Origin of the sequence: Embleya sp. NPDC059213 (assembly GCF_042754445.1) — a bacterium.
Taxonomy (GTDB): domain Bacteria; phylum Actinomycetota; class Actinomycetes; order Streptomycetales; family Streptomycetaceae; genus Embleya.
In genome coordinates, this window is sequence record NZ_JBHZAV010000095.1 from 1 (window position 1) to 12,957 (window position 12,957).

The following is a 12,957-nucleotide window of genomic DNA, read 5'->3' on the forward strand; positions in this document are numbered from 1 at the left end:
TGATAGCAACTCTCTAACCCGACCCCGAATCTCAAATACAAATATCCCCGCCCGGCGCGCTCGGCGGGCGCGGCCCCGTTGCCATGGGGGTGACCTCGATCGCCGGATGACCTTCGTCCGCGCCGAGCATCCGGCCCACGCGGTGAAGCGCTCCCGGCGCCGCCCTGTCCGCCCGCATGCCCCGCAGCCGCGCGCCCGCACCCGCGCTCCCGTCCGCCGTCGCGCCCGCAATCGTGCCGTCCGCGCCCGGATGGCGCGTGCGTTCGACGTTCCGAGGTGTGAGCTTGCCCTGTCCGGGGGTGGATGCCTTTCGCCTTCCCTCGGCGGCAGATACCTTGACTGTGTCATTGGTCTTGAGTCAAAACGAGAACAAGTTATAGTTCTTGACCGGGCCAAGTATTGGTTCGAGGAAAGACGAGGGAGCCCCCATGCGCGCTGCGGTTCTGCACGAGACCGGCCAGGACAAGCTCGACGTCCGCGATGACGTCGAGGCCGTGGGCATGGGCCCGGGACGCGTGCGGGTCAAGCTGCACGCGACCGGCGTGTGCCACTCGGACCTGTCCGCGATGACCGGCGTCCTGCCCCAGCCCGCGCCGTTCGTACCCGGCCACGAGGGCGCGGGCGAGGTGGTCGAGGTCGGCGACGGCGTGACCACCGTCGCGGTCGGCGACCGGGTGATCATCTGCTGGGCGCCGCCCTGTGGCACCTGCAACTACTGCCGCGGCGGCCAGTCCAACCTGTGCCTGGCCGGGTTCATGAACGCCGGCACCCAGAACTTCACCTTCGGCGGCACCCCGTCGTTCGGCTTCACCGGCACCGGCACCTTCGCCGAGGAGGTCGTGGTCGCCGCGCCGTGCGCGGTCAAGGTCGCCGACGACGTGCCGTACGAGATCGCCGCGCTGATCGGCTGCGGGGTCACCACCGGCGTCGGCGCGGTGTTCAACAGCGCGCGGATCGAGCCGGGCGCGTCCTGCGCGGTGATCGGCGCGGGCGGCGTGGGCATCGCGGTGATCCAGGGTCTGCGCGCGGCCGGTGCCGCCGAGATCGTGGCCATCGACCCGGCCGAGTCCAAGCACGTGTGGGCCAAGAAGTTCGGCGCCACCCACGCGATCACCCCGGACCAGGCCGCGGACGCCAAGCGCGACCTGACCGCCGGCCAGGGCTTCGACTACGTGTTCGAGGTGGTCGGCAAGTCGTTCACCGCCCGCAGCGCGTACGACCTGACCCGCCGCGGCGGCGACGTGATCATCGTCGGCGCGGGCGCGATGGACGACAACGTCTCGTTCAACATGTTCGAGCTGTTCTTCGACCAGAAGCGCATCATCGGCAGCATCTACGGCGGCGGCGACATCGTCACCGAGTACGAGCGGATCACCAAGCTGTGGCGCGCCGGTCGACTCGACCTGGAGGCGATGATCACCCACCGCCTGACCCTCGCCAACATCAACGACGCGTTCGACCTGATGAAGAGCGGCGAGTCGATCCGCACCATCGTCACCCTCTGACCGAGCAGCACCCCCGACCCGCAGCAAGCGGTGTCGTCATCCGCGACCCGCCCACCCGACGCAACGGGTGGGCGGGTGGGAGCAACGCATCCCGAGCCGACCGACACGCCACCGCAGCAATCAACCGAGACCCCACGGGAGCACCCGCATGACCACGTCGCTGGATGGCAAGGTCGCCGTAGTCACCGGCGCCGGCCGCGGCCTCGGCCGCGCCGAAGCACTCGAACTCGCGAAGCAGGGCGCGGCCGTCGTGATCAACGACTTCGCCCCCGAAGGCAGCCCCAACCCGGCGGACGACGTCGTCGCCGAGATCGTCGCGGCCGGTGGCAAGGCCGCCGCACACCGCGGTGACGTCTCCGACTTCGACGCGGCGGGAAAGCTGATCCGGCTCGCGATCGACACCTTCGGCTCGATCGACATCGTGGTCAACAACGCGGGCATCCTGCGTGACCGGATGATCTTCTCGATGACGGAGCAGGAGTGGGACTCGGTCCTGGCGGTACACGCCAAGGGCCACTTCAACACCACCCACCACGCCTCGAAGTACTGGCGGGAGAAGTCCAAGGCGACCGGCGGCGCGGTGTACGCGCGGGTGATCAACACCGCGTCCGAGGCGTGGCTGGCGGGCTCCGCCGGACAGCCCAACTACGCCGCGGCCAAGTCGGCGATCGTGGGCCTGACCATGTCCACCGCGAACGCGCTGGTCAAGTACGGCGTGCGGGCCAACGTGATCTGCCCGCGGGCGCGCACCAGCATGACCACGCACGTGTTCGGCGAGAGCGCGAACAACGTCGCCGAGGGCGAGATGGACCCGCTGGCGCCCGAGCACGTCGCGCCGCTGGTCGCCTACCTGGCCAGCCCGGCCGCCGAGCAGGTCACCGGTCAGGCGTTCGTGGTGCACGGCGGCTTCGTCGCGGTGATCGAACGCCCCACGCTCCAGGCCAAGTTCGACTCGAAGCAGGCCACCTTCACGCCGGACGAGCTGGACCAGGTGCTCTCCGCGCACTACGCGGACAAGAAGTTGGGCGCCGGCTACACCGCCGACGACCTGCTCTTCCTCAAGCGCGACCCGCGCTGATTCTCGAAAGGCGGGGCCGGAGGTGGCGGATCACCCCCGGCCCCGCCTTTCGCCCACACCGTTGACACGTGTCGGGACGCGGCCCGCGCAGGGGTCATCAAGCGCTCCCCGTACCGCATCGAGAAGGGGTTCCCCGTGCTGACCTCCGCCGACGATTTCCCGATCCACCAGACCCCCGAGCCGGTGGCCACGCCCGCCACCTCGGACCGCAACGCGTACGACCGCTACTGGTTCAACGGCTACGACCGCGACGGCGCGTTCTACTTCGCGTTCTCGCACGGCCTGTACCCGAACCGCTTCGTCGCCGACGCGCACTTCACGATCAGCGTGGACGGCGTCCAGCACAGCCTGCACGCGTCCCGCCGGGCGCCGCTGGACCGCTTCGACCTCACCGTCGGCCCGGTCGGCATCGAGGTGCGCACGCCGCTCAAGGTGCTGCGGGTGTACGTCGAGCCCAACGAGCACGGGCTGGGCTGCGACCTGACGTTCACGGCGCGCGCCGCCGCGATCGAGGAGGAGCGCACCACCACCCGCAACGGGCATCACGTGATCATGGACTCGACCCGGCTGACCCAACTCGGCGTGTGGTCGGGCACGGTGACGCTGCCCGGCGGCCGGGTCCTGGAGATCGACCCGGCGACCACGCTCGGCACCCGGGACCGCTCGTGGGGGGTGCGGCCGGTCGGCGAGCGCGAGGGCGGTGCGCCCAAGCCGTTCAACCCGATGTTGTGGTTGTGGACGCCGATCCACTGGGACGACGAGGTCAGCCTGTGGGCCTCGTTCGAGCGGGCGGACGGGCACATGTACCACGTGGACGGCAAGCGGGTCGCCGCGACACCGCTGGGCGCGCTGCCCGACCCGGCGGCGGTCCCGGTGCCCGAGGACGAGCCCGCGTTCGAGAAGTTGACGCCGCATCACCACGCGCTCACCTGGGTCCCCGGCACCCGGCGGATCCAGGGCGGCGAGTTCCACATGACCGACGGCGCGGGCGAGCCGTTCGCCTACCGGATCGAGCCGATCGGCAGCCGCGGGCTGCTCGCGGGGCTGGGCTACCTGCACTCCGAGTGGGGGCACGCGGTGTGGCAGGGCGACCTGAAGGTCGGCTACGAGAGCTGGGAATTGGACAAGGTCGACCCGCTCCAGTTCGACCGGCAGCACCAGCAGCAGGTGATCCGGGTGACCGAACTGACCGGCGCCGGACGGGTCGGGGTGGGCGTGGTCGAGCAGTTGTTCTTCGGCCCGCACGAGCCGTACGGCTTCAAGGAGATCCTCGACGGCGCGTGAGTCGCGGTGGCCGAGGGCGCGCGGGTCGAACCGATCCGGCGTGCCCTCGGCCGGGCCGGCTCAGACCCGGTCCGGGGCGTCCTCCTCGACCCGGGCGGGCTTGCGCTCGAACCAGTCGGCCGGGTCGCCCGGGCGGTGCTCCCACGCGCCCACCAGGTCGCGGTACAGCGGGGATTCGGCGAGCAGTTCGTGGTGGGTGCCCAGGATCGGCCGGTTGCCGTCCATGAGCAGGACGCGGTCCGCGCGACGCGCCGAGTCGATCCGGTGCGCGATCACCACCAGGGCGCCGGCGCGGGTGGCGAACGCCGCCTCGGCCAGTGCCTCGGTGGGCGGATCCAGGTGGCAGGTGGCCTCGTCGAGGATCACCAGACGCGCGGGGGACAGGTACGTGCGGGCCAGCGCGATCAGTTGGCGCTCACCGGCGGACAACGTGCCCGGGTCGGCCAGGTGCGCGTGGTAACCGCCGAGGCGGGCGACCAGTTCGGCCGCGCCGACCAGGCGCACCGCGCGGTCCAACGCGGCGCGGGTGACGTCCGGGTCGAGGTAGCTCAGGTTCTCGTGCACGGAACCGGCGAAGACGTACGCCTCCTGCGGGACCACCGCGATGGTGCCGCACCCGATGGCGGCCCCGGGCCGGCCGGCGAGCGAGACGGTGCCCTGATCCGGGGGCAGCAGGCCGGCCAGCAACGCGGCGAGAGTGGACTTGCCGATGCCGCTCGGGCCCACCACGGCCAGGTGTGAGCCGGGTGGGACGGTCATCGACAGATCACGCACGACCGGCTCGGCGTACGGGCCGTAGCCGAAGGTGACCCGGTCCAGGACCAGGGCGAACGGGGCGCCGGGAACGAAGTCGTCGGGGTCGGCCGCGTCCGCCGCGGTGCGGGCGGCGGGCACCGGCGCGGGAGCCGCGCCGCCCGTCCGGGCCAGTCGACCGGCGACCACGAGCAACTCCAGGAACCAGCCGCCCACGGTCGCGGTCGCGGCGCGTACGGCGGGCTCCAGGTGCTGGGCCAGATACAGCGCGGCGCCGGCCACCTCGCCGGTGCTCAAGGTGCCCTGCCGGACCAGCCAGGGCGCGGCGATCAACACGGCGAGCAGCGGGAGGTGGCCGCCCAGCGCGACCACCAGCAGACGCACCGAGGAGGCGCGGGCGAGCAGCTTGGCGGCGCGCGCCTGGGCGTCCGCGGCGGCACCGAGTTCGGCCACCACGCGGTCCTGCGCGCCGCACGCGATCACGTCCCGGAGGCCGGCCACGGTGCGGCCGGTGCGGGTGGCGATCTCCTCGTCGGCCAGCACCAGCGCACGCCGGCGTCGGGCCAGCGGTGGCAACAGGCGGACGAACAACCACGCGGCGAGACCCAGCGGGATCAGTACGAGGGGCAACAACAACGGTGCCAGGACGGCGAGGCCGAGCAGCGCGGCCACGATCGTCACGCCCAGTTGGCGCAGCGTGCGCAGCAGCGAGGCGGTGAGGTTGCGGCAACTCTCGACCTGCTCGGTCAGCCGGGCCACCGCCGCCGCCGCGTGCCGCCCCGCGTCCGGGCGCCCGGACGTCGCGTCGAGCACCGCCTCGGACACCACCCGGCGTACCAGCGTGTCCCGGATCGGCTCCACCACGGCGGCGAGGTGCGGGAACATCGCGTACGTCGCGGCGGCGCGGATCAGCATCGCCAGCGCGAGTACGCCCAGCAGCACGAACCCGACGCCGAGTCGACCGGCCAGGAACCCGCGATCGAGCGCGGCGGCGAGCAACGCACCCGACAGCAGCGCGGGAACGCCCTCCGCCACGGACCACCCCAGCACATGCAGCAACGGCTCCCGCCGCTCCCGCAACAGCCCGACCAACAGCGCCTGTCCGGCCCGCAGCCCACCCCCGTACGGCCCGGCACTGTGCCGCCGCCGAGGCGCCGCCGACGGCTTGCCCGCGTCCGCCGAGCGCCCGCCACCGACGCGGGCGCCCCTGGCGAGGCCACCCCCGCGCACGGCCCGTCGCCGATGCCGCGCGGCCGCACCGGCACGCGTCGGCGCAGCAACCGAGGCCGCCACCTCGACCCGCACCCACCCGGCCCCACTCGCGGCGGTATCGACCGGCACCGGCGACACCGGCTCGCCATCGCGAGTCGGATCGTCCGCGGCCGAAGACGGCGGAAGCGCCCCATCCACCGCCGACTCGCCACCCACGTCACCGGGAACCGCTGCCGACGCGGCCCCGGGGACCTGTCGCGCCGCCGGTTTGCCCCGCCCCGCCCGCCGACGCCCGCGGCCGCGCCCCCGGCCCGAGCCGGCATCCCCACCCGCCGCCCGGCCGGGAGCCTTGGCCGCGTCGTCCGTGCCGGATTCCGGGCCCGAGCCGGGGACCTCCGCCGCGCAGTCCCGACCCTCGGGGACGGACGCGGAGCCCGAGTCCGCCCCGGGGCCGGGAGCCGCCGCATCGTCCCGCCCCGGCGAGACGGCCGCCGAGCCCGAATCCGGCCCGGGACTCAAGCCGACCCACACCACTCCCGAGCCGGGAACGTCGGCGGCGCCACCCACATCCCGGACGGCGCCCGCCGAGCCCCGACCCGGCCTCGGCCTCGCATCCGCTCCGACCACGCGCCTGCGCATGATCCGGCCGAGGACTTCACCCGACTCCCAGCCGGACTCCGAGCCGCCGTTGCTCCAGGCCACGAATCGCCCTGCGCTCCGCCCGGGCGCCTGGGCCGCGTCACCCACGCTCGGGATGGCCTCCGCCGAGTCCCGGTCCGCCTCGGATTCCGGGCCCGGCTCGGTGACCCGCCGCCGAGCGCCCCGACCGAGGACCGTCCCCGCGCCGTCCCGGCCGTCGTGGCCGCACGGCGAACTGCGCTCCGCCTCGGGTTCGGTGTCGGCCCGTGCCACGTGTCGCTCCGCGCTCCGGTCGGGGGCTTCGTCGGCCGCGCGGCCCGTCTTGCGGCGGGTGTCCGCCGAGTCCCGGTCGGCCTCGGGTTCGGTGTCGGCCCGTGCCACGTGTCGCTCCGCGCTCCGGTCGGGGGCTTCGTCGGCCGCCCGGCCTGCCTTGCGGCGGCTCTCCGCCGAGTCCCGGTCCGCCTCGGACTCCGGGCCGGCCTCGGGCATCGACCGCCGAATGCCTCGGCTCGGGGTCTTCGCCGCGTTGTTCTCGTTTTTGTGGCCGTGCGATGAACTCGGGCCCGGCTCGGCGTCGGCCCGGAGCGTGCGTCGTCCCGCGCTCCGGTCGGGGGCCTCGGCCGTGTCACCTGCGTGGCCGACGGCGTCCGCAGCGTTCCGGTCGGGCTCGGGCTCGGGATCGGCGTCACCCCGAGGCGCTCGCGGCGCGGTGCCGCGAGCCGAAGTCTCGGCGGCTGCCTCACCCGTGTGTCCCGCGGCACCCGCCGAGTTCCGGTCCCGCTCCGGATTCGTGCCGGCCCACGCCGTCGGTGCCCGGGTGTTCCCGCCGGGAGCCTCGCAGGCTTCGCCTTCGTCTTCATGGGCGGGAGCCGAGTCCCGGCTCGGCTCGGGGTTCGGGCCGAGCCGGAGCACGCGCCGTCGTGGACCCCGGCCGGCGGCCGTGCTTTCGTCCTTGGCGCCCGGTGACGAGTGCCCGCCCGGCTCGGGGCTGCCGGCGCCCCGCGGCACCGGCCGCTGCCACGCCCCTCGCCCGACGGCCTCGACCGTGCCGCCCTCCTCGTCGGCGCCGGGCGGCGAACCTCGGTCCGCTTCCGCCTCGATGCCGGTCCAGACCACCAGCCGTCGTGATCGCCTGCCGGGAGCCTCGGCCGCCGCGGTCGCGTCTTCGAGCGGGCTCGGCGAGTTCCCGTCCGTCTCCCGACCCGGGCCGGCCCACACCACTCGTCGTCGCCCGCCCCGGCGCGGGGCCTCGGCTCGTTGCGGGGGGTTCTCGCCGACGTCCGGGTCCATGCCCGCCCGCACGGCCCGCCGTCGGCCGCTCCGCCCCCACCCGTTCCGGAGCCGCCAACGCCGCCCGGTTCGTTCCGGAGCCGCGGACACCACACCATCGCCCGCACTCGCACCGTCGCTCACCTCCGCACCCGTGCCGGCGACCACGCGGTCGCCCGCGCCCGTCGTCGCGCGCTCTCGATCCGCGCCCGACGCACCGTCGCCCTGTGCCACGTCCGCGCGAAACGCGTCCTGTGGTCCGTCGTCGGTCATCCGGCTTCCCCTTTCGGTCCCGGCCGGGTCGCCGGAGTGCGTCCTGTCGGTGGCGGCGTTCGGGGTCGACGGCCCGACCCACGGGAACGGCGTGTGCGTCGCGTGCACGGAGACCGCCGAGAACCAGGCCCGTTCGCCGGTTCGACCGGCCACCGGTCCCCGCCGCGACGGCCCGGCCGAGGCTTCGCGCGCGGCCTCGCCCGCCGCCGGCGCCCCGTGTTCCGCCGGTGTCCGCCCCGGTCGTCCGGCGGGAGACTCGCCCGGGGTGCCGCCCGCCCTGTCGTGGCGCGCCGTCGGGGCTTGTCCGGGTCGCGCCGCGAAGGCTTCGCGCGCGGCCTCGTCCGCTCCCGGCCCCTCGCCCGCCGCCGGCGCCCCGCCGTCCGCGGGGGTGCTTCCCGGTCGCCCGGCCGGCGGCCCGAGCGTGGACCGGACCGAGGTCGGTGTCCGCCCCGACGACCCCGCCGAGTCCTCGCAAGCCGACCCTTCCTCGGCCGTCGCCGGCATCCGTCGGGGGCGCTTGGCCGACGCCTCGTGCACAGGGCCGGTTTCCGTCCGCGCCCGTTCGGGTCGCTCCGCCGAGTCCCCGCCCGACGCCGACCCCAGCCCTCGTTCCGGCGCCGAAGCCCCGCTCACCACCCGAGCCCCGTGCTCCGACGGCAGATTCCCGTCCGCCGCCGCATCCCCACCCGCCCGCACCCCGCGCCCCACCGCTTCGCCCCCGGCCCGCCACCCGGGCCCGAGCCGCCACATGGGTGCGTCGCCGGTCGCCGCCTCGCTCATCCCGTCCCGTCCCTCATCGGCTCGGGCCGGAGGAGGCGTCGTTCGTGGTGAACACCGCTCGGTAGGCCGGGTCGCTCCACAGTTCCGCGTGGGTGCCGAGGGCCCTGACGCGGCCGGCGTCCAGCCAGACCACGAGGTCCGCGTCGGCTGCCGCGACCGCACGGTGGGCGACCACCAACCGGGTGCGACCCGCGAGGCCGGTGCGGAACGCCTCGTGGATGCGGTGCTCGGTGACCGTGTCCAGCCCGCCGGTCGCGTCGTCCAGCACCAGCACCCGCGCATCCTGCACCAACGCCCGTGCCAGGCCCAGTCGTTGCACCTCGCCGCCGGACAGGGCCAGGCCCTCGGTACGGGTCGCGTAGCCGGCCGGCAGCCGGCGGACGAAGTCGTCCGCGAAGGCCATCTCGGCCGCCCGGGTCACCGTCTGCGCACTCGCCCCCGGCCGCCCGTACGCAAGCGCCCCCGCCACGTCCGCGCCCACCAGCACCGGCCGCGGAAACGCGTAGGCGACTCCGCGCCGCAACTCGCCCCGGGCCAACCGGGTCACCGGCAGGCCGTCCAGGAGCACCTCGCCCTCGTCCGGCTCGCGCAACCGCCCGGCCAGTGCCGCCAGCGTCGACTTGCCCGACCCGGAGGCCCCGACCAGCGCCACGCACGCGCCCGCCGGCACCGTCAGGTCGATCCCGTCCAGTACCACCCGGTGCGTGTCCCGACCGGGCTCCGGCACCCGCACGCACACCCCCCGGAAGGTCAACTCACCACGCCCCGGCGGCAGGGTGCGCGCCGTCCCGTACCCGGCGGGCTCGACCGCGAGCAACTCGTCCGCCCGGACCCGCCCGGCCCGGGCGTGGGCGACGGCCACCAGCGCCTCGACCTGCTCCAGGAAACCCAGTCCGAGCGCCGCGTATCCGGCTGCCGCGACCAGTTGCCCGGGCGGGATCCGGCCGTCCGCGAGCAGCCATCCGGCGGTCGACAGGACGGTCAGCTCGACCATCGGCGCGAGCAGCAACACCTGGGCGACCGCGTTGCGTTGGGCCCGCCACAGGCTGTGGCCCGCCGCCGACAACCCGGGCAGCGGCGCGAGCACCCGGGCGATCTCGCGATCGTGCGTACCGCAGGCCCGGATCGTCCGGGCCCCCGCGAGCGCGTCGCCCAGCCGGGCGGCCAAGCCGCTCTGCTCCACCTGATAGCGGGTGAACAGGTCGGTCGCCCGGTCCATGAACAGCCGCACCACCAGCAGACCCGGCACAAGCCCGCCGACGAAGCCGACGGCCAGCCACGGATCGATCAGCGCCAACGCGACGATCCCGCCGAGCGAGGTGACCAGCGCGCCGAGCGTACCCAGCAGCGCGGGGACCGATCCGGCCGCGTCCGGCGCCGCGCCCACCAGTCGCGAGACGACGTCGCCGGCGGCAAAAGGATTCCGCGCCCCGATGCCCAGATCGGTGATCCGCACCGCCAGTCGCCGGCGCAACCGCGCGGTCAGCTCGGCGGCCAGACCCGGCCCGGCCATCTCGGTCAGCACACCGGCGAGCAGCCCCAACACGAGCACGGCCACCAACCGCAGGGTCGGCCCCGACGCGGAATCGCCGCGCACCACCGCGTCCACCGAGCCGGCCACGGCCGCAGGCAACAACAACGCGGCGATCGACCCGGCCGGGACGGCCAGGGCCAGCGTGAGGGTCGGCCCGGGCGCGGTCCGCAACGCGGCCCGCACGCCGGTGCCGGTGCGATCCCCCCGGGTCGGGGCGACCTGCGTGGCTATCGCAACATCGGCCACAGCGTGACTCCTCGGGTGCGCGGAGCGTTGAACGGGGCGGCACCCGGACGGCGCCGTCGCGACGAAGAAGAACGTACGAAGAGATACGAAGTACGAAGAGATACGAAGCGCAACCAAGCGCAAGCACGGGACGTACCGGCGGCGTGCCGCCCGCCCCGAACCGTCCGCGATTGCCATGCTGAGGTCGGCCCGAGACCGGGAGCTCCTGATTCCGGCAGGAACTCCCGGTCCCGGGTTCGTGCTCACCGGGTCGTCCACCCGCGCACCGCGGCGAACCGCAGCCCGTCGAGACGGACGCCGGCCCGGTGTCGCGCCACCGGCCGACCGGCCGGAACGCGCGGCGCCGGAACTAGCTGATCGTGAAGATCAGGCAGGTGACCAGCAGACAGGTGAACTGGCAGCCGTTGCCGCCGTGCCCGCCGAGCTCGACCGACTCGGTCTCGGGGAGCTGCTGCAGGGCCGCGAGGTCGGTCTCGATGTGCTCCATGGTGGATCTCCTTCGGGACGTTGCCGCCGTCGCGAGCGGATGCCCGCGACGGGTGTTGCGGGGCGGTTCCCCCCTGTCGTCACACCCGGCCGGTTTGCAGGAAACCGGTCAGGCGTGCGTGGAGATCGGGTGCCCCATCCCCGGTCAGGACCTCGTGGCCCAGACCGGGAAGCTCCAGATAGCGGAAATCGGTACCCTCGACCCGGCCGCGGCCGAGGAGGGTGTGCCGCAGGGTTCGGGACTGGCCGACCGGGATCGTGTCGTCCCGGTCGCCGTGCACGAACAGCAGCGGTACGGCGATGCGTTCGCACACCGCGACCACATCGCGCGGCCCCTGCTCGTCGACGTACTCGGTGTCGCCACCGAGCCGGGTCATCAGCGCGCGAATCGGCAGCGACGCCTGGGCGATCAACCTCGGCCCGGACAGGAACGGCGCCACCGCCAGACACCTCGACCACACGTTCGGCGCGAACGACGCGGCCAACAGTGCGAGATAGGCGCCGTAGCTGACCCCGAACAGGGCCGGCGGGGCGAGCTTGAACGCGGCCCGCTCGGCGCCCATGGTGCGGCCGATCGCGGTCACGTCGGCCAGATCCGGACCGCCCCACGCGCCGTGCAACTCGCGGGCGAAACGCGCGCCGTAGCCGGTGCTGCCACGTTGATTGGGCGCCACCACCGCGATGCCCGCCGCCGCGAGCCGTTGCAGGAGCGGGTCGAACTCGAACCGCCAGGCCGCCGCGGGACCGCCGTGCAGGGCGAGCAGCACATGCTCCGCGGCGCGCCAGTCCGGCCCGCCGTACACGACCGACTCGATCGGCCCGGCGCCCCCGACCAAAAGCTCCAGATGGGCCGGCCGCCACACCGGACGGGTCGCGTCCTCGAAGCCGATGAACGGACCCGGCTCGCCGTCCTGACGCCATGACCCGGGCTGCTCCGGATCCAACCGGGCCAGGCAACTGGGCCGATCCGGCGCGGAGTACGGGACGCGCAGCCCCTGATCGGTCCACCGGCCGACCGCGCCCAGACAACCGTCCGGGGTCGCGACCTCCACCAGCGTGCCGTCCTCGGGGGTCCAGATGGCCAACCGGGATATCGCCCCCCGGTCCAACTGGAGCGCGACCCGGCGGCCGTCCGGCGCGATCGCGATCGGCCGCACCTGCGCGTCCGGCAGGTGTACCAGCTCGGGCAGGCGCACCCGACCGGGCAACTGCCCCCGGTCGGCGGGCAGTCGGATCCAGCCGAGGCGATCGGAGCCCGGCGCGTTGCTGGCGATCACCAGCAGGCCGCCGACCGGATCGGCGAGCAACAAACGATCGTTGCTCTCCTCGGTCAATTCCAGGAACGGCCGCACCGTGGCGGTTTCGAAGTCGAGCGCGACGGTCTTGACGCGGCCGCCCCGCACCTCGTCCAGGGCGAGCCGCCGCCCGTCCGGGTCGAGCCAGACCCCGCCGCTGTACAGGCCCGACAACTCCGCCGCGGCGTCCAACCGGCCGTCCTCGCGGACCAGCCACACCGTGGTCGAGGGCGTCGTGTCCGCCCCGAGCGCGAGCGCCAGCGCGTCCGGGCCGGGATAGGGCAACAACCGCAGACCCGGCAGCCGGACCGTGGCCAAGTGCCGCTCGCTGCCCGCGTCGTCGGCCTCCAGCAGGGCCAACTCGTGCCGCCCCGGCTGGTGTCGGCAGACCAACACCCGGCCGTCCGGCAGCGCGAGCAACTGGCTGTGCAGCCGCTCGGGCGCACCGGTGCCCACCGGTAACGCGCCGCTGGCCCGACCCGGTCGCAACGACCAGGACTCGACCCGCCACGTGCCGTCGCCGTGGGTGGCCAGGCAGGCGGCGTGCCCGCCGTCGGCCGCGAACGACCAACTGATCCGCCGCAGCGGCCGAGTCGTCACCAT

At 74.3% G+C, this 12,957-nt stretch carries 7 protein-coding genes; 3 read left to right on the plus strand and 4 right to left on the minus strand.

The annotated features are described in order from the left end of the window. Positions 1–428: 428 nt before the first annotated feature. The 3 genes from ACFXMF_RS29350 to ACFXMF_RS29360 all read left to right on the plus strand — a co-directional run bounded on the left by ACFXMF_RS29350 (position 429) and on the right by ACFXMF_RS29360 (position 3,867). Positions 429–1,505 carry a Zn-dependent alcohol dehydrogenase gene (locus ACFXMF_RS29350; RefSeq protein ID WP_360310229.1) on the plus strand — a complete coding sequence of 359 codons (1,077 nt, stop codon included), beginning with the start codon at positions 429–431 and terminating at the stop codon, positions 1,503–1,505. 148 nt (positions 1,506–1,653) lie between these two features. Next, positions 1,654–2,583 carry a 3-oxoacyl-ACP reductase gene (locus tag ACFXMF_RS29355; protein ID WP_360310227.1) on the plus strand — a complete coding sequence of 310 codons (930 nt, stop codon included), beginning with the start codon at positions 1,654–1,656 and terminating at the stop codon, positions 2,581–2,583. A gap of 135 nt (positions 2,584–2,718) precedes the next feature. Further along, positions 2,719–3,867, plus strand: a complete 1,149-nt coding sequence (locus ACFXMF_RS29360; protein WP_360310225.1) for a hypothetical protein — start codon at positions 2,719–2,721, stop codon at positions 3,865–3,867. 60 nt (positions 3,868–3,927) lie between these two features. Here ACFXMF_RS29360 and ACFXMF_RS29365 read toward each other — a convergent pair whose 3' ends face one another. From ACFXMF_RS29365 to ACFXMF_RS29380, 4 genes are all read right to left on the minus strand, one after another. After that, positions 3,928–6,852: an ATP-binding cassette domain-containing protein gene (locus ACFXMF_RS29365; protein WP_380020847.1), complete on the minus strand. Its 2,925-nt coding sequence runs from the start codon at positions 6,850–6,852 to the stop codon at positions 3,928–3,930. A gap of 1,954 nt (positions 6,853–8,806) precedes the next feature. Next, positions 8,807–10,573, minus strand: coding sequence for an ATP-binding cassette domain-containing protein (locus tag ACFXMF_RS29370; RefSeq protein WP_379988382.1), 1,767 nt, complete (start codon positions 10,571–10,573; stop codon positions 8,807–8,809). A 349-nt stretch (positions 10,574–10,922) separates the two neighbouring features. Continuing rightward, entirely contained in the window at positions 10,923–11,060 is a 138-nt protein-coding gene (locus tag ACFXMF_RS29375; protein ID WP_020549100.1) for a VenA family class IV lanthipeptide, read from the minus strand. A 79-nt stretch (positions 11,061–11,139) separates the two neighbouring features. Beyond that, on the minus strand, positions 11,140–12,957 hold the full coding sequence (locus ACFXMF_RS29380; RefSeq protein ID WP_360310478.1) for an alpha/beta fold hydrolase: 1,818 nt from the start codon (positions 12,955–12,957) through the stop codon (positions 11,140–11,142).

Bases quoted from the DNA above. Each gene is read 5' to 3' on its own strand.
- ACFXMF_RS29350 (WP_360310229.1), top strand. From the start codon at position 429: ATGCGCGCTGCGGTTCTGCACGAGACCGGCCAGGACAAGCTCGACGTC.
- ACFXMF_RS29355 (WP_360310227.1), top strand. From the start codon at position 1,654: ATGACCACGTCGCTGGATGGCAAGGTCGCCGTAGTCACCGGCGCCGGC.
- ACFXMF_RS29375 (WP_020549100.1), bottom strand. From the start codon at position 11,060: ATGGAGCACATCGAGACCGACCTCGCGGCCCTGCAGCAGCTCCCCGAG.
- ACFXMF_RS29380 (WP_360310478.1), bottom strand. From the start codon at position 12,957: ATGGTGACGACTCGGCCGCTGCGGCGGATCAGTTGGTCGTTCGCGGCC.